We start from the raw sequence: 23393 nt of genomic DNA, 5'->3' as shown, positions 1-23393 counted from the left end.
CGGTCGCGGATTTCGCCCAGCCGGTTGAAGAACACGGCGCGGGCCAGCGCGTTGCGGGCTTCGCCCTTGTTCAGCCCAGCGTGCACGCGACGGCGCAGCTCCACGCTTTGCAACCAATCCAGGATGAACAGCGTGCGCTCGATACGCCCCAGCTCGCGCAGGGCCACGGCCAGGCCGTTCTGGCGCGGATAGCTGCCGAGCTTGCGCAGCATCAGCGAAGCCGTCACGGTGCCCTGCTTGATCGACGTGGCCAGCCGTAGAATTTCATCCCAATGGGCGCGAATAGCCTTGATGTTCAGTCTGTCGCTGCTAATCATCGGCTTGAGCGCGTCGTAGACAGTGTCGCCCTTGGGGATGAACAGCTTGGTGTCGCCCAGGTCGCGGATGCGCGGCGCAAAGCGGAAGCCCAGCAGGTGCATCAGGCCAAATACATGATCGGTGAATCCTGCCGTATCGGTGTAGTGCTCCTCGATGCGCAGGTCGGACTCGTGGTACAGCAAGCCGTCGAGCACATAGGTCGAGTCGCGCACGCCGACATTGACCACTTTGGTGTGGAATGGCGCGTACTGGTCGGAGATGTGGGTGTAGAAAGTCCGCCCAGGACTGCTGCCGTATTTCGGGTTGATGTGGCCAGTGCTCTCGGCCTTGCTGCCGGTTCGGAAATTCTGGCCGTCCGACGATGACGTGGTGCCGTCGCCCCAGTGCTCGGCGAAGGGATGCCGGAACTGCGCGTTGACCAGTTCGGCCAGCGCCGTCGAATAGGTTTCGTCGCGGGTATGCCAGGCTTGGAGCCAGGCGAGCTTGGCGTAGGTCGTTCCGGGGCAGGACTCCGCCATCTTGGTCAGGCCCAGGTTGATCGCGTCGGCCAGGATCGTGGTCAGCAGCAGGTTCTTGTCCTTGGCCAGGTCGCCCGATTTCAGGTGCGCGAAGTGCCGGGTGAAGCCTGTCCATTCGTCTACCTCCAGCAGCAGTTCGGTGATCTTGACGTGCGGCAGGATCATTGCTGTCTGGTCGATCAGCGCCTGCGCGGTGTCGGGCACCGCCGCATCGAGCGGCGTGATCTTCAGGCCCGACTCCGTGATGATGGCGTCCGGCAGCTCGTTGGCCAGCGCCATGCGGTTGACGGTGGCGAGCTGCGTTTCCAGCAGCGTCAGCCGGTCATGCAGGTACTGGTCGCAATCGGTGGCCACGGCCAGCGGCAATTCGCTGGCCTGCTTGAGGCTGGCGAATTTCGCGGGCGGCACCAAATAGTCCTCGAAGTCCTTGAACTGGCGCGAGCCTTGTACCCAAATGTCGCCGGAACGCAGCGCGTTCTTCATCTCCGACAGGGCACACAGTTCGTAGTAACGCCGGTCAATGCCGGTGTCGGTCATGACCAGTTTCTGCCAGCGCGGCTTGATGAAGTCGGTCGGCGCGTCCGCAGGCACCTTGCGGGCATTGTCGCTGTTCATGCCGCGCAGTACCTCGATGGCGTCGAGCACGTCCTTGGCGGCGGGCGCGGCCCGCAGCTTGAGCACGTCGAGGAATTCCGGCGCGTAGCGGCGCAGCGTGGCGTAGCTCTCGCCGATGCGGTGCAGGAAATCGAAATCCTCGGGCTGTGCGAGTTTCTGCGCCTCGGTGACGCTCTCGGCAAAGGCATCCCAGGACATGACGGCCTCGATGGCAGCGAACGGATCGCGGCCAGCTTGCTTGGCCTCGATCAGCGCCTGGCCGATGCGGCCGAACAGCCGCACCTTGGCGTTGATCGCCTTGCCGGACGCCTGGAACTGCTGCTGATGCTTGTTCTTGGCGGCGTTGAACAGCTTGCCCAGGATGCGGTCGTGCAGGTCAATGATTTCGTCGGTGACGGTGGCCATACCCTCGATGGCAAGCGCGACCAGGGTCGCGTAGCGGCGCGGCGCCTCGAACTTGGCCAGGTCGGCGGGCGTCATCTGGCCGCCCTCGCGGGCAATCTTGAGCAGCCGGTTCTGGTGAACCGACCGCTCGATGCCGGAAGGCAGGTCGAGCGCCTGCCACGCCTTGAGGCGTTCGATGTGTTCCAGCATGTGCCGCGAGTTCGGTTTGACGGGCGACTGGCGCAGCCAGGCCAGCCAGGTCGTTTTGCCGTTGTCCCGGCGCTTGAGCAGATCGTCGAGGCGGCGGCGATGCGCGTCCGATAGCGGTTCGGCCAGGGCATCGTAGATGCGCCGGTTGGCGCGGGTAATCGCTTCGGTGGTCGCTCGTTCGACGGCGTTGATGGCAGGCAGAATGACCGACTGCCGCCGCAGATGATCGACCAAGGCGCTGGCCAGCACGACGCCCTTGTCGGTTTGCATGGCCAGCTCGGTCAGCCACTGGACGGCCTGCCGGTAGTGGCTCATCGTGAAGGGCTGGAAGCCGAACACCGTTTGCAGTTCGACCAGGTGCTCGCGCCGGGTCTGTTCCCGCTGGCCATACTCGCCCCAGCGTTCGACGCCAACCTTGAGCTGGTCAGCGACCAGTTTCAGCAAAGGCGGAAACGGCGGCTCATCGACGCCAAGGATGACACCGGGAAAGCGCAGGTAGCAGAGCTGCACGGCGAAGCCCAGGCGGTTGGCCGGGCCGCGCCGCTGCCGAATGATGGACAGGTCGGTGTCGCTAAACGTGTACTGACGAATCAGTTCTTCCTTGGTATCTGGCAATGCCAGCAGGCTGTCACGCTCGGCAATGGACAGGATAGAACGGCGTGGCATGACAAGGCTTCCCTGAGTGCTTTTGATCACCTGATCCGAGCGTAAGGCCTGCAACTAATAACCCATGAGCAATCATGGGTTATTTTTGGCTGAGTGCTGCTACCGAAAGCCCGGACGCGACGAAGGTCAGTCCGGCGCCGACATTCAGGCCGTTGACAACTTTTGGCTTGCGCTGCAGCCAGGTCGACAGGCGCGTTGCAAAAATTCCCATGAGCGCAAAGCCCAGGGCGGTCAACGCGGCGAACCAGGTGCCGTAGACCAGCATCTGCACAGTGACCGAGCCCAATGATGGGTTGACGAACTGTGGAATGAACGCAAGCACAAACAGTCCCGGCTTAGGGTTAAGCGCCGCAGACAGGAAGCCGGTGAGGAAGATGCTTTTGAGCGATTGCCGTGCCGCCGGTTTGAAGTTGATCAGGCTGCGCGAACGCAAGACCTTGATACCCAGCCACACCAGGTAGCTGGCGCCGATCACTTTTACGACCCAGAAGGCCACGGCGGATGTCTGCATCAATAGGGTCAGGCCCAACGAGGCGGTGGCTACGTGAAACAGAATCCCGGTGCCCGACGCAACCCCCGAAATGGCCGCCGCCATGCGCCCCTGGCTCAGGCCCCTGGCGATGGCCAGCAGGTTGTCCGGCCCGGGGGAAAGCACCAGCAACAGGCAGGCGGCGGTATGCCCTAACCTGACGTCAGGACAGCCTACCCAGAAACGTCCGGATAGACTCCATCGCTTAATTTATTGACACAAGCTACGCAAGGTCATAGATTTATTCCTGACACTTTTCTGTTTGGGGGCATCTTGCAAGGTCAACGTATCGGCTACGTCCGGGTCAGCAGCTTCGACCAAAACCCGAAGCGGCAACTGGAACAGGTCGAAGTCGGAAAGGTATTCACCGACAAGGCATCGGGCAAGGACACCCAGCGCCCAGAACTTGACTCGCTGCTGGCCTTCGTGCGCGAAGGAGATACGGTGGTGGTGCACAGCATGGATCGCTTGGCCCGCAACCTCGATGACCTGCGCCGCCTTGTGCAAAAGCTGACCAGGCGCGGTGTGCGCATCGAGTTCGTCAAAGAATGCCTGACCTTCACCGGTGAGGATTCGCCGATGGCAAACTTGATGTTGTCGGTCATGGGCGCGTTCGCCGAGTTCGAGCGAGCATTGATCCGCGAGCGACAGAGGGAAGGCATCGCGCTCGCCAAACAGCGCGGAGCATACAGGGGCCGCAAGAAAGCGCTTTCGCCCGAACGCGCCGCTGAACTTCTGCAACGCGTCAAGGCCGGCGAGCAAAAGGCAAAGCTGGCCCGTGAATTTGGCATCAGCCGCGAAACGTTGTACCAGTACCTGCGCGAAATTGGAGCTTAACGTGCTTTATTTTCCGTTTTCTGAGACGACCCCGACGAGAACCAGGACACGGCAAATCCTCATACTGTACATGCGTACAGCTTGGATAGATTTTTAGGAATTGTCTACCGTGGTGTATCTGCACAAAGCACCGGTTATCAAAAAACTTTCCTTCAAGACTTCAGTTATCGGCCCCAACTTTTGGGGGCAAGGCTTGGGGTTCAGTTGAGTTTGCCGAGCCCGGTCAGCTCTTCCTGGAAGGCATCGAGCTGGGCCACTGTGGAGATGTCTGGCACAGCACCTGGCTCCATTGAAAGCTGCACAGCTGTGTAAGCTAGAGCCTTTATACGAGCCACTGGGATATCCAATTCGGCTGATAAGCGCTTTGCCGTACGCGTGTCGTTTAGCGCGAACTGGGCGGCTTCAAGCAGCTCTGCTAGCAGTTCATCATCGATTTGGGCGAGTGTGCTTTTGAGGTTGTTCATAATTCACCGGGTTTATTGGTGGGTTCAGAAAAAAATGCGCTCAAGCCATGCGGCGTCAGCGGTTTCTACAGTGGTTTTCCCGTCACCTGCTAGGATCGCTCTCATGATTTTCTTTGCCCAAACTTCGTTGGCAGCAATCTGTGCATGAGCTGTTTTAAGCGCTTTTTTCCCTTCAACAACGTTATTGCCGGGAAACATCCGCACTGCAGCACTAGCCTGTGCCTTGAGGCCTTCAAGCGCTGCGTAAGCACCTTCCGGCAACTTGATTTTTGCTTCCATGTTCACGCCCTCAAATCAACGGATACGAAAGCCGCATCGCTCTACTACTAGAGCCCAGCATTGCGCTGGGCCTCTGGTATACCTGGTGCGATTCTCCCTTAACTTTCGGTATGGTTCAGGTCAGTGGCCGATTCCTAGCAAACCCGCAACCTTCCTGCCTTCAGGCAGCAGACGCGCCATCACGCACACTGAGCCTGGAAACAAGGATCAGAGGATCGGGCATAGAGTTCTCATCCCGTATTAGAAGCGTTTTTTTCTGGGAGAATTCTGCCATTACCAGTTTCCGTTTTTTGAGCATCGACGTAATGCTGGACTGAGTAACTTGAATGGTTTTGCCATTGCAGGGAATCAGCAAAGACTCACCTGGCTGTAGCTCTGCGAGAGCTTGCGAAATATTGCTGCAAGGAATTTTTAAAGTCATGTAACGCTCCTAGACATTTCTGAACCGGGGTAGCCGCCCCGTCGCGCCGCCAATATGCGTACGTACGTACGTATACTAGGCTTTAGCCTTCAACTTGTCACCCCAAAAGATATCGATCAGCAGTTTGATTCCCAACGCAACAAAAACCCAATTCAGGGCCGATTCCATCAGGCCTTGCTCTAGCTCTTTGCCGCTGAATTGCAATGCCATTCCGTAGAAAATGAGCCCGAAAATGACAACGTAGGTCACAACCATACTAAGCCGACGAATACTGCGCAGAAAGTTCAACAACACTGGGTTCATAGCGACTTCATACCTCGTTTAAAAGTGAATTTGGCGGAAATTTGCGATCTGGCCTTTTTCAAGCATGCGTACCGCACCGCTTGTTTGAGGCCTAAGGTACTTCAAATCTTTGATATCGATCTTCAGTTTGCGTGCAGCCTCATCCCAGTCAGCAGTAGCGAGGTTGAGCAGCAAAAGCGTGCCGGCATTTTTGATGAAGTCGGAGCTGAAGTGCGCAGGGGACTGGCCGGCCAGAAGTATTGCAAGCCCAAATTTACGCATCTCAGTAACGACAACGTTGATTGGGTTCGAGGCGTCTTCGTCATTGAACTTCTTTGACTCATCCAAGACGATCAAGCGGCGAAGTTTTCCATGGGATTCCCCACGCTGCATCATCTCCCGGATGATTGCGCGCATCCGGAACCTGACGAACATCTTCAATTCATCTTCGGACTGGGCAAGAGGTTTGATGTTGTGCCGACGAATCCGAGCGTTCCCAAACGGCGGTGGATTGGGATTGAAAATCCCTGTCGCGATCAGGTTCTCCAGTCGAGTAATGACGCTCAGCATTACATCCTTGCTGTGATACTTCATTGCATCGTCAAACTCGCGCCCAGTCTGTAGATTGCTCAAAAACGTTTGGTGAGCATCTGCAGCTTTGGTTTTTGCCGTATCGAGCCGTTTTTCAAGAGCCTCAATGTCGGAGTCGTCATTCCGACCCTGATACTTGGCGAGATCCGCACGCCGTTTGTTCATTGCCGCCATAGCTCTGCAGTAGTCTTCAAAGCAGCTCAGGGCCTGTTTGCCGTCATCCTGATCATCAATTCCCATCCATAATGCGCGCAGCTTCCGTTTAGCCAGGCGCACAACGTCGGATAGGGTAGGGTAAACGGCCTTCAGATCTGCCCAGCGTTTGTGCTTAATAATCTCTTTGATTTCGTCATCCGACGCTTCCCGGCGCTGCCATGTGTGAGGCTTGTCCACATAAATTCCGCGGGCGGCGTAGGCGTCTGTTAAAAGGTGGCGCAGAACACCCTCCTGGCTCCCACCAAGCTTCCTGGAAGTACTGTTCATTGCTTCAATCACATCATTAACAGCCCTCCGAACACCACCATAATGAGGATCAGTATTCAGCACTAGCGGATTGAAACCGTAGCGTGTCGCTTCGCTGAAAAGGACTGTTTCTGCACCAGGTATCTCGATGTCGCCGTGATAGTCGAAGATATCGATCTCAACCTGTTCGTCCATGTTGGTGACGAACTCCCTGATCCAGTGCGTCTTGCCGGCACCGGAGGTTCCTGCAACTCCAACGTGGTGGTTCGACACTGCATCAGGACGCCAATAAATAGGCAGCTCGATCTGATCCTTGGTGAATTTCCAAAAGTCGTTGCCCAGCTTGATTGCTGTCATCGTGCCCCCTTATAAATCATATGCATCTTCTGGAATCTCATAATCCTCCCCATCGTCGCCGAGCATTTCCTCAGGCTCCCGATCAGGTTTAGGTTGATGAAAATATCCAGTGAGGCCCTGAGCTTCCGCTTCATGTAGTGCTTTTCTTGCTGCTTGAAATAACGCAATACCACGTTGCTCAGCAGGTACGTCGAAGCGCTGGATACTGTCCAGGTGTCGCGCTGTAGCTACAATCTGATCGAGGATCGGGTCATCCAAGGCTGGGTAGTAGGGTTTTTCAACCCTACGAAGTTGAGCCGATATGTAGTCAACTGAGTGGGTGTCCTGCTTACTGATCCGTTCAGCGCTTTGGGGCAAACGGCTGTACTCCGGCCGCTCGACCTGCAGGAATCGATTGATCCGGGCAGAAAGCTGACTGGTTTTTTTGTGATCGTCGGGGATGTAGAAGCTTGATGCTGGAATTACGGCGTCCTTGAAAATCAGCATTCCCTCGCCGGCCTGTAGCTTTTTCAGTTCACTAAGCTCGATCTTGTTACGACGCTCGATATTTGCCGCACCCTGCGCTTGGTATGCCCCACCGGTGTTCTGGTCGTACCCGGTAAGTACGCTGTAATAAGCCTCCCCGCCTGCTTTGCGAATGTAATCGTATGTATCTTCAGGGTCTTCCAAGGCCAGCACCCATTTCACTTTTGTGTTGGCTAGCATCGAGGGCGCTTCGTCGGCAGCTTCGCCGCGTTTGAGCCCCTGAATATCCTGCACGGCGGCGACCATCATGAAACCCAAACTTCGCGCTTGAGCAAACATGACAGCGATGCCTGCGGCAAAGTAGTAGGCCAGCTCATCACTGATGATCAGATACGGATTAGGGGCGGTGGTAGCCTTGGTATCCAGGACGTCTGCCCGAGTACCTTCTAAGCGGTAGCCAAGGTTCTGGGCCATCATCAAACGGATTGAAGAAATGTAAAGCTTGCCCAGCGACGCAGCCTCAGACGCTGATTTTTCGAGAGTCGGGATCATGACCGCAATCAGCCGGTCATTGAGGAGCACGTCGAGCATGTCAATTTCGGGGAATTTGTCCGCGAAAATATGACCGTACGTATCCATCATCATCGACAGAGTACGAGCAAACTGCCCGGTCAAATAACCGTGCTGGTTGAATACTTCTGCGTCCCACTTCGATGGGTCACCAGCGAGTTGCGGGTTGAAACCTGGTAAGCCAGTTTCAAAGTAGGCTTTGATCGGTAGGTAGGCCAGCTCAGGGATCAGCCCTTGCTGGCCCTCGATGTAAAACTGGACAAGGTTTTGTAGTGCGAGGTAGTGGCGGATCACCCCGATGGAGATTTCAAGCTCACCCTTTGCACGTTTGTAGCAGAGCGTACGTAGGAGGGCATCGATCATGTTGAGCGCTTTTTGCTGCCATTGAGCACCGTCACCGCTAGCGACTGGTAGTAATGAAGCCATCAACTGCAGGAGGAAGTCAGCCGCTGCGTCCCCGAACGGGTTCATGGAGTTCGATTGAGGCTGATTCATTGCATGAAGACCAGACTCCCTGGCCACCATGTGTTCGAAAGGATCCATACCACCTGTGAGGTAGTTGAGGATTAGGAAGTCGTCCTCTCGGCCATGCCTGCGAGCTAGCGACCAAAGACAGAACGCAAGATTGGAGTCAGCCTTCCCGTCCCCGTACGATGCTCCAGTCCCCCAGCAAATAGCGTTGTAGTACATGCCCATCAGGGTTTCACTTTTCCCCGAACCTGTGGTGCCTGGTAAAAATAGGTGGGTACGACAGTCTGAGTTATTTAGCCAAAGTTCACGGCCTTCGTCAGCGCTCGCAGCAATACCGTCTGTGTTTGGCGTACGGAGGAACCCGAGGTACATGATGCCCCCGGCTGCTAGCAGCTTGCGAAAAAGCCTTGATTTAGTGAGTAAGCCCCAAAGGAAGTTTTCCTCTACCAACTCCTCGTAATAATCAGTTCGATCCAATCCTCCGATGTCTTTAGGCATCCGGATAGGCATACGAAATTTCTGATCCTTGAAGGCCATGATCAGCATGGACAAGAACAAGATCCAGACGGGCCACAAGACTGGTTGATAGAACAGAAGACCCGCTATAGCTAAAAGTGCCAACTTGAAATTGTTCGGGCGATACAGTGCAACATTGAACCTGGTCCAAGAGCTGCGCACGTCCCTTGATATGCGGCCTGGCTTGATCTCGTGTTGTGAGTCGAGAGACATTTAATGATCTCCTAGGCGGGCAACGCCATACCGATCGTTCTTTCAAACTGAGCGGTAAGAGCCTGTTTATAGAGGGCTGCCTCACGTACGCGGGCGAGTATTTTGCGTGCCTTCTCAGCAGCGCGGACCTGCGATTCAGGTACGTCCATGTCCAGGCCGTGTTTGACGTAATCGGCTAAAAATCGGCTCAAGGGATACGCGGCATCCAAAGCATGGCTCCATGCATCCAAGCCATATGTCCTGATCAGTTGGTCGGGGTCACTGCCTTCGGGGAGAAACATAAATTGGACCGTTTTACCATCGCGCATCTCCTCAAGAACCACTGCAGAAGCTCGTAACGCAGCAGATCGGCCAGGCTTATCCCCATCAAAGGCAAATGTCACAGTATCGGCATGACTGAAAAGCCTTCTAGCCTGCGTATTTGTTAGGGCGGTCCCCATAGGGGCGACGACTCTGCAGTCTCCGGCTTGGTGAGCGGTAAGCACATCGAAATAGCCTTCAACCACGATAGCGTGACGGGCGCTGCGAATGGCCGGCTTGGCAACGTTCAATGCGTACAACTCGTTGCCTTTATGAAAAAGCTCTGTTTCAGGCGAATTCAGATACTTGGGTGTACGGTCGGGCTTTTCGATCATCGAGCGGCCTGCAAACCCAATCAAAGCGGCACTTTCGTTGTAGATTGGAATCATGATCCGGTTGCGGAATCGGTCAAAAAGACGGCCGTCTTCTGCACGGATGGCGAGTCCACTATCGATGAGTGTTTCTGGGTCGTGACGTTTCGCTAACAGCTCAACGATCCCCGTCGCGACGGTACCCAACTGGTAGGAAGTAATCGTTTCTACCGATAGCCCACGGGTGGTTGTGAGGTACTGGTGGCCGTTTGGACTGCGTTCGATCCCTCCCGCGTACAAGCGTGCAGCGTCTTGCAGGGCTTTATTGAGGGAAGCCAAGCGATTTCGGCGAATTTGCGCTTCGGCAGAATCGTCGATCTTGGATTCAGGGACTGAGATCCCTGAATCTGCCGCCACAGCTGCAACGGCTTCTTGGAAAGGGAGTTTGTGGAACTCCACCATCCACTTAATTGCATCGCCTTGCGCGGGGCACCCGAAGCACTTGTAGGTGTTCCGCTCAGCCGATACTTCAAAAGAGGGTGTTTTCTCTCCATGAAAAGGGCAGCAAGCCTTAAAGGCCTTTCCTGCCTTTTTGAGGGTTATGTCTCTTCCAATGATTCCCACCAGGTCTGCGTCCTCACGCACACGGGCAAGGAACTCATCGGTGTACCGGATGTACTTGCCCATGAATATCCTCACTGCGCCTTTGTTTGATCCAACCATTGCGAAATGGCCCGAGCGGTATTCGGAAGGGTCAGCGGAGTTTGTTCACCGTTGGTGTTCACCACTGTGGGGGTGCCCAAGAAATTCAGCTTGCGGAATATTTGGTCATTGGCCGCAACTGCTGCTTCGCCTTCGGGACAACTGACTGCGTCGAGGCGATCACCCTTAACGATTTTCTTCCAATAGTTGGCACGGTCTTCAGGCTTGGCGCAAAGCATCTGTGCAATCGCGGCGCTTGAGTCTGGCCCGCCTATTACCGATACCGGGAAAAGCTGGATGGTGTAGTCAGTAGCAAGCTTTTCAAGTTCTGGTTCAAAATTGCGGCAATGTGGGCATGACGGATCAGAGAATACGTAAACAGTCCCCTTCTCCCCCTGAGAAAGCTGTACAGCGTACTTACCAGCTTTCGTGCCTGCATTGATGGCTTGCTTAACGATTGATGGGTCAGCGGTTGGAGGAAGCCCGGGGATATTGCCAAGCTGCATATTCTGGAGGTTCTGAGCCTGTTGCGGTGGTGCCAAGCCAGGCTGCTTTGCACTTGGGTTGTAACCAGGCTGCTCATTCACCTGGCCCGGGGTACCAGATGCTTGAGAGGTGATACCGGTCATTCGGGCTGCGTACATGTTCAGGCCAAGGGCTAAAATCAAACCAAACGCCGGTAGTAACCCCCACTTAACAGCTCCTTTCACGCGGCTGAATATCACACGACGCCGCGAGAAGCGGTCGAGGGCATGTTGCATTGCCTCAAAAGCATTTCCAGCCAGCGCCTCAGTTCCGAACTCTTCAAGCAGGGACTCTTGATTTGCACCTTGGGCATAGTTGGACCAGAGCAGACGCTTTCCATCCAGGCGAACCTGAAGGCTATCGTTCAACGAGAGTGTTGTAACAGCGCGGCGCTCGCCGGTTGATCCAAAGTGGACGTGAAGAGAAGTATCGTACTGGCGAATTCTGTCGCGGTTTTTCATTGTGGTTCTCCTTGTTGGGTAACCAAACCAAGTTTGGCGAGATATTTTTCGACGCCATTTATCGCGTCTTCAATTAAAGGCTCAGTAAGGCGATAACCAACGTTTTCTGCATACTCTTCCCACTGCATCTGGGTAAAAACAGAACTCTGCTCAAGAAATGGAGCCTTGCGCAGGCCGATGTTCAAGGCATAGAAAAGACTACGGTCCATGCCCTTCAACCATCGGAACTGGGAGGAAGGCAATTTGCCGCTTTTGGACGCGAGCTTGTGCATGGCGAACAGCATCGTTCGGGGGTAGGGGTGACGGAGGAGAAATGCCTGGGCGTCAGGGTGAACCGAGTATTTTTTAAATGCCGCGTCAGTTAGACCGAGATTTGGATAACCTTTCTTCCCTTCGAACGTACCCGTGTGACAAGAGCGGTTGAGGTCGTCCAAGAGTTGCTGGGCAACGCTGATATCTTTTCCCTCTGATAGGAGGCGTGCGCCAAATACCGCGAACATGGCACGCTCCGTAGGGCTCAATTCGTTTAGTGATGCGACTGGCTTACCTAAAGATTCGATCATGAGTTGACCGCAGCGCTCGCGATCAAGCTTGTTATTAACGATAAGTCCATGCTCCAACGCCCACTCTTGTGGGTGCACAGCACTCCGATGCTCGACCGGATCATCATTTAGCAAAAGAGTCTGGGGGTTGCCGTAGTACAGGGAGGGAATAATAGCGGGGGAGTGCTTGGACATAATCCAAGGTAGAGTTTCAACCGTAACCTTTCGGCGCGTCTTGTTCATCGGGTGACGGTGAGCGGTAAGAAAGCCACGGACGATGATTACAAGCGGAATGATAATGTAGAAATACCCAGCTTTGTTGAGCATGCTCAAAAGCTCGGGGAAAGTAACTTTCGAAGGGTACATGGCCATGCTTGCGGCCTGAGCCCGCCACTCCCTAATTGCTTCAGGCATAAATGGCCAATCGAACATGGCAAGCTGGTACCAAACCCATTTCAAGGCCCAATAGCTGATAGTTCCGTGCCACCGATGCCAAAACATCCATCCGAATGCGATTGGTAGAGCGATCAATACAATCCACACAACCCCCATACCCTCGGATTGATTTTGTCCATGCCTAGCCATAAATCCTCCTAGAACTTGAGCGAGTTGTTGTAAACGCGCTGGATGTACGGGTATTTGTACTTCGGTGTCCTGGAGTGGTAATGCCCAACCCCATCCCAAAAGCTGCCATTTGCCTGATTTATCTCGTAGCGCAAAATGTATGCAGCGGCGCGCGCAGACCAGCAAAAGTTCTTCGTGATCATCTGAGGTGAAACGCCGAATTCGCCCTGTAATTTCTGGGCCCACACGGTGTTGATCTGAAAAGGACCGTGGTCGACCGTACCATTTGTATTTGGGCTCAAAGTCCCGGTACTGCCTCCCTCTGTCATCCAAAGCGCGATCATTACCCTTAGGGGCAAACTGTAATCTCGCGCCGCTTCAACCATACAGACCGGTACAGGCGGCTCAGCCACTGGTAATGGAATCATCGTTTCGTCCTTTCTCGATCCCTAGCAATGGGCTATAATTTTCCGTATGGTAGCCATTCTACGGAATCAAGGCAAGTTGAATCAGCCTTATGCAAATCCGCCAAATTGCGGATTTCAGCCTCGTTCAGGAAGGAGTTTTTAATGGAAAGGGTATTGTGGATTGCTGAGAAAGAATCTCAGCTTTCTCAGGGTATTTATTCGGCCATCCCGGGCACCACCGAAGATCGAGGACCAGGCTGGGCACGCAGAGGCGAGCAGTGGTTTATCTGGCTTGATGGCCATGCGTTTCAACAAGCTCCACCAGATCACTACCTTCCTGACAATGTGCCTTTGACGACTGGTAATAAAAAGGTCTGGCGGATGGCTGATTTGCCCATCATCCCGGCAGTTAGGGCTTGGAAGCTTTTACCAGACCCTCGCAAGAAGCCTCGTATCGCGAAGCTTAAAGAGTTATTGCAGTGGTGTGATGTAGTTCACCACCTCGGAGATCCGGACGAAGAGGGACAGTGCCTCGTTGATGAAGCGCTTGAGTATTTTCAGTTCGATAAGCCTGTGCGGAGGGTGCTGATCAACGACTACAATGCCAATAAAATCAAAGAGTCGCTCGCCAATATCCGTGAAAACACTGAGCCATTGTTCACAGGCTGGAGACGGTGGGGGTTGGCTCGTAGTCGCTACGATTGGTTGCTGGGCATGAATGGCACCCGAGCAATGACCTTGCGTGGCCGTGAAGTTGGGCAGCAGGGGTTACTGCCGGTTGGGAGCGTACAGACGCCACTGCTCTATATAGCCAGGGAGCGCGACAGGCTGATAGAAGAATTCCTGCCTCATGCCTATCAAGTAGTTACTGTGCAACTGCAACCAGATGAAGGAACGTCCTTTCAAGCTCGGTGGACACCTCGGTCAGATCAGTCTGGCCTGGATGGAGATGGACGTGTAGTAGACTCTAGAGTGGCACAATCAATTGCAGAACGGATGAAGGGCCGTAATGGCTCTGTTACCCAATGCGCTGTCACCGACAAAAGCAAGAAACCCCCACTACCGCTCTCAATGAACGAGCTGCAGATGGAAGGTTTCAGCCGGTATGATTATTCCGCTCAGGAAGTCATGGACGCAGCTCAGAAGCTGTATGACACATACAAAGTCATGACATATCCAAGGACGGATGTCCGGTACCTATCAGAAGCCCATCACGATGAAGCTGCTGCAGTGATCGCGGCTGTACTGCAAATTCGGCCTGACCTGAACCAAATCGCTGACCTCATTGATCCCTCCCATAAATCAGCAGCCTTCAATGATGCGAAAGTTCGCACGCCGACCGGCGAGCCGACTCCCCACCACGGGATAGTGCCTTCCATTCCGGAAAAAATGGTGAGCCCGGCAGAGTGGACAGAGTGTGAGCGAAACGTTTACGAGCTGGTCATTCGTGCATACCTGGCCCAATTTGCGAGCTACTACACATACCGGGCAGCATCTCTGCAGGTGGATATAGAGGGTGAAACTTTCTCGGCCAGCGGAACCACACCAGTGCAAATGGGTTGGAAAGCAATCTATCAAGAGCCGCCACCTTTGGACGGGGCAGAAGCTACAGAAGACAACCTTCCCACACTGACGCTACCTATGCTGAATGAGGGGGACAATGTTGCGTGCTTGTCTTGCGAACAAGTTGAGCACATGACCACGCCACCACCACGCCTCGATGACAATATGCTGCTGGATGCGATGAAGAACGTGCACAGGTACGTGGTCGATCCGGAACTTCGTAAACTGCTCAAAGAGGGGGAGGGGATAGGAACAACCTCGACACGTGCTGGCATTATTGCGGACATGAAAAAGCGTGAACTTTTCATACCTGCGCCGAAGGGCAAGAAAAAGCTCATGACAAGTGCGCAGGCCAGAAACCTCATCGACGCTCTACCGATGAAGGTGAAAGATCCTGCACAGGCGGGATACTTCAAGCAATCACTGGATCAGGTTGCAAGTGGCACACTCACTCATGCAGCCTTCATGGAGTATGCCGAGAGCTTCGTTCGTGACGTCGTTGAAGTTGCGAAAGTCGCTGAAATGTCAGCCCTACCACCTGCACCTGGTGAACAAATCCCTTGCCCCAACTGCGCAGGCGAACTACAAAACAAAGGTAAGCTTACTGCTTGCAGTCAGTGCAAATTTGTTCTTTGGCACGAAGCATTCGGTAAGCTGCTCGGAGCAAAGGATATTGAATCATTATTAAAAAAAGGTGAAACGCGCACTCTTCAAAATCTAGTGGGGCGTGAGAAGCAAAAGAAATTCTCGGCGCGTCTATCCCTGGATCGCATTACTGGAAAAACAAAGCCCCTATTTGATCAACCCGTAGTATCAACTTCTAAGGTGCAACCAGTAATTGCACCGCTTAACTGCCCTCGATGCCAGACTACTCTTGCCCTCACTGGGAGAATACTAGAATGCCCTTCGTGTCAATTCAAATTGTTTTCAGAATTGCTTGGCAGAACATTGAATGACGCTGAATTAAAAGCATTAGTTACAGATGGTATAACCGAAAATCTGAGCGGATTCACGAGCCAAAAAACCAAAAGAGCTTTTTCTGCAAAACTCAAATTGAATAGAGAAAGCTGGAAGGTGGAGTTCGAGTTTGAAAAGAAAGGTGCTGACCGTGCCTAAGTCCAAACATCCAAATCGACCACCTAGCTGGTGAGTAAGGAGCAATACATGTTTATACGTCTATTCCCTTTAGTTCTCGCTATTCTGATTGCAGGTTGCGATATGTCAGAAAAATCGCATGAACAAGAAGGTGTTCAGCGACAGCTAATTCAAGGTATGCACGCAGAATTCTTCAAAGTCACTGATGGGAAAACCAGCTGGTTTGAAGTTTCTATATCGGTCGACAGCAGTAAAACATTCAGGATGCCTGTTTTTTTCTCTCAGAATGGGAAGCTCGTCAAAGTTACTGATTCACAGGCTCAATCAATTTTTGACAGCTGGCTCAAAGAGCGCGCAAAAAATATTGCTGCATTCGGCTCGCTTGATGAGCAGAGTGGCATGAATGATCCATTCCTTGCGCTCGATGTGAAACGCTGGGAGAAGAAATGATGTTTAACGAAGATGACATGAAGTTTGTTCCTGCGTATTACGCAGCGAATGGAAAAGGAAAACTTGTACCCTTCATCGTGTCCTTGATGATGCTAGACGATCAGAATAAGCCTGCATTACCACCGGCCGTTACAGCCTCGATAGACAGAACCCTAAGCATCACCGGTACAGAAGGGGTGGCTTTCGCAAACGTCTACAACATCGAACGGCTTGAAGTGGTTGTACCGGCTCATATTGACCGGGCAATGAATATTCCAAGGGCTCTGGTGCTATTCCGTTGCGAAAGCCCTGAGACAGCCGAAAACCTGATGGGGGTTATGAATGAGGCCTACACACTTACGTTGGTCAAGGATCAGGGGGGCAAGCCTGATGAATAGTCAGAGGATTTGGCGTACAACCGTAGGGAGCGGCAGTTTACTAATCGGCCTTTCCTATGCAGTGTTGTCAGTCCGCCACGGGTTCAGTGTCGCCGGCGAACTGGTACACGCAGCTCTTTTTTTCGCAGCCGGTATTGCTCTGATTTGTCACACAGTTAAGCCACAGCGTGAGGGTTCGCAAATGCCAGGTCCATTGACTAGCCAGCAAGTCGCCGAATACGAATGCGCGATGGAAACCATCGGAAACGCACTCGCAGTACGATCTCAGGCAATCCATGAAGAGAGGGCCAAACCTGAGCCCAACAAAGAGCGCCTGGATCAATTGCGTCAGGAGCAAGCTGACATTGTTATTGAGAGAAGCAGAATTTCGATAGATGACGTAGACACCGTGCGCCGTGTCATTGCGAATTATGGCGCACAGGTACGGGCTCAGATTTAAGGACTGACCATGGATGATCAGAACATGGGTATGAGCGTTGATGAGGCACAAGAGGTCGTTGATCGCTTCTTGGCCGACTACAATGGAAATATCCCCCTGAGGAGTATTGTCAGGGCGAAACAGGAGGACATATATGGGCCGCAAGCATCTCGCGAAAAAATCGGAATCCGAATTGACGGAGCGTACCATCCAGGAAGTGGACTCATTGCCATTGTCGCTTCCAATATGGGTGACGAAGGGGCCATCCTCCGAACCTTGCGCCACGAGCTCCTCGGACATTATGGGCTCAACACCTTCAATCCCGAAGAAAAAAGGGCGCTCTTGGCTCGCGTTCTTGAAACGCGCAACGAACCAACGCTAAACCATATCTGGGCTTATGTTGACCGTAATTATGGTGACAAGAGTGAAATGTACCGGGCTGAGGAAGTATTTGCGTTCGTAGCCGAAGACGAACGATCGTTCCTAGGGTTGGCCTGGGACAGAACACGCGCAGCCATACAGAAAGTACTCAAAGTGACGGGGCTCGTCGACGACAAGTCCCTCACGATTCATGAGCTGCGTTTCGATGCCCTGGCCATCGCTAAAGGAATCAAAGCCGGCGAGAGGCTTCAACAGACATTCCCTAAAGACGATCAGTCTCAATTCAGGCTCGAAGAAGATGAGCATTGCCTTATTTTCGAGGATATCGCTAAGCACGCAATGATGCTGAGCAAACCAGTCCAGCAGCCGGTGGCAATCATCCTTGGTGGTCAACCTGGTGCTGGAAAAGCTGCACTCAGCAACTATGCAACCGCCGAGCTAGGTGGGAATGCAGTCAAAATTGATGCTGATGAACTGCGCAAGTATCACCCCCATCTCTTAAAGCTCATGCGCGAAAACGACCGCAGTGCAGCAGATCTGACACACCGTGATGCTGCAGGCTGGGCGGTGAAGCTTACAAACCTCGCAATTAAACAGCACCGGAACCTGGTTATCGATGGAACGATGCGCGATCCAGATAGCCTGGCCAAGCTCTGCAGCAAACTTCAATCCGCAGGATACCGCGTCGACGCCCGGGTACTGGCCGTCAATGACCTGGTGAGCTGTTTAAGCATCCACCATAGGTACGAGCTGCAGCACGAGGCTAATGGCTTTGGCCGTTGGTCCAACCGGGTCAACCACGACCTAGCCTTTGTCGGACTTCCCGTCACTGTTGACCGATTAGAAACCGGCAACTTGGTCGACCGAATGCACGTGACGAACCGCAGCGGTACAGACATTTATGATAACACCCGTATGGCTGCTGGCTGGCAGCAAACCCCCGTTCAAGGCCGATTGCGTGTAGACACTGAGCGTTCGAGAGCCTGGACGCAGGCCGAGCGTTCGTCCTTCGAGCTGACCCTTGATCTCGTGCAATCCAAAATGCATCGCCGTCATGCCGGTGAGGGGGATCTCGCGGAGCTTGCAGCTATCCGCGCGGACTACAACAGCACACTCACACCCTCCGTTCGCACCAATCTCACAAACCAAGTCAAACCACGATAAAACCATCAGTAGGGAATGTCATGAAAACAGACGAAACACTACCCAACCAAACTGTCACCTGGGCCAACCTCAGCGGTGTCGTTGAAGAGTTTTCAGACTGGCAGCTACGCACTGATCGGAAGTTTTCTGATGAACACACCGAGCTTCTGGCTTACCTGATGGACCAGTTGCAAGCGGAAAGCGAATCACTGACTGGCAGTCCACTTAACCATCCGGTACTCGGGCTGATCAGCCACATGAGCAGTAAAAATAATCGGATGAGGGAGCTTTTGTTCGCCTACCTCGCGATTGTGCTGTCTCAAGATCTTGAACCCGCCCGAAGGCTTACTGCTGGACAGCGACTACAGCTCTATCTACACCCGGAATATGTGACTGCGACCTGCTGCTACGGCGCCTCTTACAACGCTTAAATCCTCACTGAATTCGCGGACGGTCACCCTCAAATACCGGTAAGAATTGTACTCTGTTACGCATTTTGTATAATGACTATGATACGAACTAATCGGAGTGTTATACGATGCGTAGGAAAAGGCCGTCCAACGATCAAACCCAGTTGGGCTTTGATTTCGCCTTTCAAGAAACCGTAGACGCAATAGAAACCCTCGAAGCCGGTCTCAACATCGATGACGAACAAGGAGAGCACCATGATCACAAACCAAACCCAACCGTTGGAAATCGCAACCCGGGAACTGCGCCCGGAAACGATCAAGGCCATTCGTCAGTCTCCATCCTTCGGTCCACAGTCTTGGAAAATTCTGGATCGTTGGGCATTCAACAACCCGACGCAATTGAAGCAACTGGAGAGCGAGGGGGAACTGGTACTGTTGGGGAAAGTCTTGGAACAGCAGCGCTTGGAGCTGGAAGCACTGCACAGCCTTCCAACGGAGCACAAGGCCGGCCTGACCGAGCACGAAGTGCTGGTCCTGCAGGAAGTGAATACCGAGCTTTAACACCTACCAATTACACGATCAGTGCCGCCGACTCGCTGGGTTCGGGTGGAGCAAAAAGCAAGTTTCGGGAAAACGTAGCAGCGATCCATCTTCTGCAACACCTACGTGAGGAGAAGCGTGCAGCGGCACCCGAAGAACAGGCAATTCTGGTCAAATATGTTGGCTGGGGCGGCTTGCCTCAAGCCTTCGATCATCGCAACCAGGCATGGCAGCGTGAGTACCAGGAACTGGGCGCGCTTCTAAGCCAGGATGAATTTGAGAAAGCTCGACGCTCAACTCAAGATGCCCATTACACATCGGCTGTAGTCATTGGTGGGATCTACGAAGGCATGCAGCGGCTGGGATTCCCGGGCGGGAAGATCTTCGAACCAGCAGCCGGCACTGGAAACTTTATTGGCTTGATGCCCGAAGCCCTTCGGAAAGAAAGCCTGTTCACAGCTGTGGAGCTAGATCCTCTGACCGCTGAGATAGGGAAGCACCTTTACCCCACCGCCACCTATCTAAACCGCGGCCTGCAGGATGTAGTTGTTCCAAGCGGATACTTTGACGCTTGCGTGGCCAATCCTCCATTTGGCTCGCAATCGCTTTACGATCCCCACCACCGCGAACTTAGTGGATTCTCCATCCACAACTACTTTCTCGCAAAATCTCTCGACAAGCTCAAACCAGGCGGCGTAATGGGGGTTGTCGTCAGCCGCTACTTTCTGGATGCAGCGAACGGCAAAGCTCGTGAGCACATCGCTGAACAGTCGCACTTCCTTGGCGCAATTCGGTTGCCAAACACTGCTTTCAAAGAGAATGCGCTGACAGAAGTCACGACCGACATTGTGTTTTTCCAGAAAGCGCTACCAGGTGAGGAAACTGACAAGCGCTGGGTAGATGTCGGCGATATACGAGACCGTGAGACAGGTGCCCCCATCACCATCAACCAGTACTTCATTGAAAACCCGGGGCAAATGGCCGGTCGCATGGTCATTTCTCGAAACATGCATCGAGACACTGCTGATTTGATCGCGGAGCCTGGTCGAGATCTGGCCTCTGAGATCTCCGTTCGGTTGGAAGCACTACCTCGTGACGTTTACAGGGCCAATCCGTCTCCGGCCACGATTGAAGCAGAAGATGAAAAGCCTGAGCTGGTCCTTCCTGAGAACCTTAAAGTCGGTTCTTACTTCATTACCGAAGCGGGGCTAATCGCTCGACGCCTTCCTGACCAGTTGGCCAAGACTGATTATCAACTGATCACACCCAAAAACGAACGTGCAGGCGACCGCATCAAGGGAATGATTGAGGTCAGGAGCGCTCTTCGGATTTTGATGGCTGCGGAACAATCTGAGGATCTTAAAAGTGACCTAGATCTGCACCGCGCTCGACTCAACACGGTTTACGATCGGTTCATTCGCAAGCATGGCCATATCAGCAGCCAGGCTAACCGTTTGGCCATGTGCGACGATCCTGAATATCCACTGTTGAATGCACTGGAAAGCAATTACGACCGGGGCATTTCTGCTGACATGGCCCGTAAACACGAGGTGGCCGCACGACCACCAAACGCTGATAAAGCTTCCATTTTCAGCCGTCGGGTGATGACGCCTCGACAGGAAGTCCGGCACGTAGACTCAGCGAAGGATGCCTTAGTCGTGTCTATGAACCAGGTCGGCCGTGTGGACCTGGAACGCATGGTGCGCCTATGCGGTCGATCCGAAGAAGACATCATTGCTGACCTTCGTGGTTTGATTTATTTCAATCCAGGTAAAGATCGCTGGGAAACAGCGGACCAGTATTTAACCGGAAACGTGAAAGCTAAGCTTCGTGGTGCCATCAAGGCTGCAGAGCAAGACCCACGCTTTTCGCATAACGTTGACGCCTTACGTCCGGTTCAACCTGCCGACATCGATCCTGTCGATATCTCCGTCCAGCTGGGCTCAACCTGGGTACCAGATACCACCGTCGACAAATTCGTGGTGCACCTCCTTGGTGATGTACATCGACGGATCAGCTACCAGGCCGCGCTCGGGAAATGGATTGCTGATATTGGTCAGGGCGATAACACCACTTGTCGTGTGACTTGGGGTACCGAGGCGTACCCGGCAAACAAACTGATTGAAGCGGTACTGACCAACCGATCAATTCAGGTTAAAACCGAAGTTGGCCGTGATGAACGCGGCCAGCCCATCATGCAGGTAGACGAAACGCAAACCGCTGCAGCGAACCAGAAGGCGGATGAATTACGCCAGGCATTTGTAGACTGGATCTGGGAGGACAAAGAACAGCGAGTGGAGCTGGCCAGGCTTTACAACGACCGGTTCAATACCAACATTCCATCGCGGTACAACGGATCTCACCTCCAGTTGCCTGGTGCATCACTCGATATCACGCTGCGTCCACATCAGAAAGATGGGATCTGGCGAGGCATTCAAGACGGTACAGCGTTATTCGATCACGTCGTCGGCGCCGGCAAGACGCTGGTGTGCGTTGGGACCGTAAGCGGGGCTAGATTTCCGGTTGATCGATCCTGATTCTGACGACTTCATAGGCAGTAAGGTGAATGCCTGTGTGGAGAACGTACACCGCATCTGGGAGGCCTGGGACGCCCGACAAGGCACACAGTTGGTATTTTGCGACCTTTCTACTCCTAAAAGAAAAAAGCGACAGGAAACCACTCCAGAAGCCTCCCAAGATGACGATGAGGACGGAGATGTCATCTCTATGGACGAAATTTTGGCTGGTAGCGCATCCTTTAGCGTGTATGAGGAGATCCGAACCAAGCTCATCAACAAAGGCGTACCGGCGGATCAGGTGAGATTCATCCATGAAGCCAATACCGACCTGCAGAAGTCGAAACTCTTCGACGAAATGAACCGCGGCGAGATTCGGGTTCTGCTTGGCTCCACTACTAAGATGGGTGCAGGAACCAACGTCCAGCGCAGACTGGTTGCACTCCACCACGTCGACGCACCTTGGCGACCAAGCGATCTTGAGCAACGTGATGGTCGTATCGAGCGACAGGGCAACATGTTTTATGAGCAGGATCCAGACGGTTTTGAGATCGAGATCCTGCGATATGCAACTAAACAGACCTACGACAGCAGGATGTGGCAGACAATCGAGTACAAGGCTGCCGGCATCGAGCAATTCCGGAAAGGGGATGGCCTTCAGCGTGTCATAGACGACGTGGCCAGTGAAGCTGCGAACGCTGCAGAGATGAAAGCCGCTGCGACCGGCAATCCGCTTATTTTTCTCCAGGTCAAGCTCGCTGCTGACCTAAAGAAAGTTGAAGCGTTGTTCTCCAACTTCAAACGGAACCAACACGCCCTTGACAGCCGAATTGCATGGCTTGAGGAAGCAGATATACGTGCTGACAGATCGGTCGCACGTTGGAACGGCGAGATCGCGAATCGCAATGCCGGCACTGGTACAAGTTTCGTGTTCAAAACAACAGCAAAGACTTACGGTGAGGACAATAAAGATCAGCTCCTGGGCGCAATCCTGGGCAGCATGAAGGTAGCTGTTGACCGTAAGGCAGAGGACACTTTCCAACGTGCGGCAATCATTCGTGTGGGCACCTACAGGGGGTTTGAGATTGATGTCTCCTGCAACCGGCACAAGATTCAGTTCACGCTTACAGGCAACGATTCGTACGAACCAGATAACCTGATATATCGGACCGACGACAAGTTCAGCCTGCCAGGCTTCATCAACCGCATAGATAATTTCCTTGACCGGTTTGAAGGGTGGCGCACTGACGCTGAAAATTCGAGGACCAGTGAAAGGGATGAGTTGACCAAGGCCAAAATAGAGAAAGGGAAGCCATTCCAGCAGCAAAGCCGTTTGGAAAACCTCAGGGATGACTCACGTGATGTGATGACAGAGCTCAAGCTGATGCAAGCTGACGATAACCACATCTCGACTTGGACACCCAAGTCGACGGTTCTGCAGGCCAACGCTGCACCAGAAGCGAAAAAGATGCGCGCTTAAACAAAAAAACCCCACTCCAAGGAGGAGTGGGGTTTGTGCG

The 23393-nt window shown here is 53.6% G+C and carries 22 protein-coding genes; 10 read left to right on the top strand and 12 right to left on the bottom strand.

Features of this window, described 5'->3' with window-relative positions:
* Together RGV06_RS25710 and RGV06_RS25705 are read right to left on the bottom strand one after the other, a co-directional pair.
* Positions 1 to 2711, bottom strand: a 2711-nt coding sequence (locus RGV06_RS25710) for a Tn3 family transposase (protein WP_322152142.1), incomplete at its 3' end; no start/stop codon positions are given.
* Between the two features lie 79 nt (positions 2712 to 2790).
* A complete protein-coding gene (locus RGV06_RS25705) occupies positions 2791 to 3450 on the bottom strand; it encodes a LysE family translocator (protein ID WP_322152146.1) in 660 nt (219 codons plus the stop codon).
* Between the two features lie 63 nt (positions 3451 to 3513).
* Here RGV06_RS25705 and RGV06_RS25700 point away from each other — a divergent pair, with 63 nt between their 5' ends.
* Positions 3514 to 4077, top strand: coding sequence for a recombinase family protein (locus tag RGV06_RS25700; protein WP_019334898.1), 564 nt, complete (start codon positions 3514 to 3516; stop codon positions 4075 to 4077).
* Between the two features lie 200 nt (positions 4078 to 4277).
* Here RGV06_RS25700 and RGV06_RS25695 read toward each other — a convergent pair whose 3' ends face one another.
* From RGV06_RS25695 to RGV06_RS25650, 10 genes are all read right to left on the bottom strand, one after another.
* The gene (locus RGV06_RS25695) at positions 4278 to 4541 is read right to left on the bottom strand and encodes a hypothetical protein (protein WP_322152139.1); all 264 of its coding nucleotides are present in this window, start codon (positions 4539 to 4541) and stop codon (positions 4278 to 4280) included.
* Between the two features lie 24 nt (positions 4542 to 4565).
* Positions 4566 to 4820 carry a hypothetical protein gene (locus RGV06_RS25690; RefSeq protein WP_322152137.1) on the bottom strand — a complete coding sequence of 85 codons (255 nt, stop codon included), beginning with the start codon at positions 4818 to 4820 and terminating at the stop codon, positions 4566 to 4568.
* Positions 4821 to 4980: 160 nt separating this feature from the next.
* Positions 4981 to 5241, bottom strand: coding sequence for a hypothetical protein (locus tag RGV06_RS25685; protein ID WP_322152135.1), 261 nt, complete (start codon positions 5239 to 5241; stop codon positions 4981 to 4983).
* A 75-nt stretch (positions 5242 to 5316) separates the two neighbouring features.
* Positions 5317 to 5544, bottom strand: a complete 228-nt coding sequence (locus tag RGV06_RS25680) for a hypothetical protein (protein WP_322152132.1) — start codon at positions 5542 to 5544, stop codon at positions 5317 to 5319.
* Positions 5545 to 5562: 18 nt separating this feature from the next.
* A complete protein-coding gene (locus RGV06_RS25675; RefSeq protein WP_322152130.1) occupies positions 5563 to 6933 on the bottom strand; it encodes a hypothetical protein in 1371 nt (456 codons plus the stop codon).
* A 9-nt stretch (positions 6934 to 6942) separates the two neighbouring features.
* Positions 6943 to 9168: a TraM recognition domain-containing protein gene (locus tag RGV06_RS25670; protein WP_322152128.1), complete on the bottom strand. Its 2226-nt coding sequence runs from the start codon at positions 9166 to 9168 to the stop codon at positions 6943 to 6945.
* Between the two features lie 11 nt (positions 9169 to 9179).
* Positions 9180 to 10466, bottom strand: coding sequence for a DNA primase (gene dnaG / locus RGV06_RS25665; protein WP_322152127.1), 1287 nt, complete (start codon positions 10464 to 10466; stop codon positions 9180 to 9182).
* 8 nt (positions 10467 to 10474) lie between these two features.
* The gene (locus tag RGV06_RS25660; protein ID WP_322152125.1) at positions 10475 to 11467 is read right to left on the bottom strand and encodes a DsbC family protein; all 993 of its coding nucleotides are present in this window, start codon (positions 11465 to 11467) and stop codon (positions 10475 to 10477) included.
* Positions 11464 to 12594, bottom strand: coding sequence for a conjugal transfer protein TrbA (locus RGV06_RS25655; protein ID WP_322152122.1), 1131 nt, complete (start codon positions 12592 to 12594; stop codon positions 11464 to 11466). The genes RGV06_RS25660 and RGV06_RS25655 overlap by 4 nt, the downstream gene beginning before the upstream one ends.
* An 8-nt stretch (positions 12595 to 12602) precedes the next feature.
* A complete protein-coding gene (locus tag RGV06_RS25650; RefSeq protein WP_322152120.1) occupies positions 12603 to 13001 on the bottom strand; it encodes a lytic transglycosylase domain-containing protein in 399 nt (132 codons plus the stop codon).
* Positions 13002 to 13142: 141 nt separating this feature from the next.
* Here RGV06_RS25650 and RGV06_RS25645 point away from each other — a divergent pair, with 141 nt between their 5' ends.
* The 9 genes from RGV06_RS25645 to RGV06_RS25605 all read left to right on the top strand — a co-directional run bounded on the left by RGV06_RS25645 (position 13143) and on the right by RGV06_RS25605 (position 23353).
* Positions 13143 to 15659 carry a type IA DNA topoisomerase gene (locus RGV06_RS25645; protein WP_322152118.1) on the top strand — a complete coding sequence of 839 codons (2517 nt, stop codon included), beginning with the start codon at positions 13143 to 13145 and terminating at the stop codon, positions 15657 to 15659.
* A 48-nt stretch (positions 15660 to 15707) separates the two neighbouring features.
* Entirely contained in the window at positions 15708 to 16088 is a 381-nt protein-coding gene (locus RGV06_RS25640) for a hypothetical protein (RefSeq protein WP_322152116.1), read from the top strand.
* The gene (locus tag RGV06_RS25635; RefSeq protein WP_322152115.1) at positions 16085 to 16465 is read left to right on the top strand and encodes a hypothetical protein; all 381 of its coding nucleotides are present in this window, start codon (positions 16085 to 16087) and stop codon (positions 16463 to 16465) included. Before RGV06_RS25640 ends, RGV06_RS25635 begins: the two co-directional genes overlap by 4 nt.
* 181 nt (positions 16466 to 16646) lie before the next feature.
* Positions 16647 to 16904, top strand: a complete 258-nt coding sequence (locus tag RGV06_RS25630; RefSeq protein WP_322152113.1) for a hypothetical protein — start codon at positions 16647 to 16649, stop codon at positions 16902 to 16904.
* 9 nt (positions 16905 to 16913) lie between these two features.
* Positions 16914 to 18428, top strand: a complete 1515-nt coding sequence (locus tag RGV06_RS25625) for a zeta toxin family protein (protein ID WP_322152111.1) — start codon at positions 16914 to 16916, stop codon at positions 18426 to 18428.
* 20 nt (positions 18429 to 18448) lie between these two features.
* Positions 18449 to 18838, top strand: a complete 390-nt coding sequence (locus RGV06_RS25620) for a hypothetical protein (RefSeq protein WP_322152109.1) — start codon at positions 18449 to 18451, stop codon at positions 18836 to 18838.
* 234 nt (positions 18839 to 19072) lie between these two features.
* Positions 19073 to 19378, top strand: a complete 306-nt coding sequence (locus RGV06_RS25615) for a hypothetical protein (RefSeq protein ID WP_322152108.1) — start codon at positions 19073 to 19075, stop codon at positions 19376 to 19378.
* Between the two features lie 173 nt (positions 19379 to 19551).
* Positions 19552 to 21894 (top strand): Eco57I restriction-modification methylase domain-containing protein, encoded by a 2343-nt coding sequence (locus tag RGV06_RS25610; protein WP_322152106.1) that lies wholly within the window; start codon positions 19552 to 19554, stop codon positions 21892 to 21894.
* A complete protein-coding gene (locus RGV06_RS25605) occupies positions 21881 to 23353 on the top strand; it encodes a helicase C-terminal domain-containing protein (protein ID WP_322152105.1) in 1473 nt (490 codons plus the stop codon). The genes RGV06_RS25610 and RGV06_RS25605 overlap by 14 nt, the downstream gene beginning before the upstream one ends.
* The last annotated feature ends 40 nt before the right edge of the window (positions 23354 to 23393 follow it).

It is taken from the genome of Pseudomonas sp. CCI3.1 (genome assembly GCF_034313985.1).
Lineage (GTDB): Bacteria > Pseudomonadota > Gammaproteobacteria > Pseudomonadales > Pseudomonadaceae > Aquipseudomonas > Aquipseudomonas psychrophila.
The sequence above is the reverse complement of the archived record's forward strand: the minus strand, read 5'-3'. Positions and strand labels throughout refer to the sequence as shown.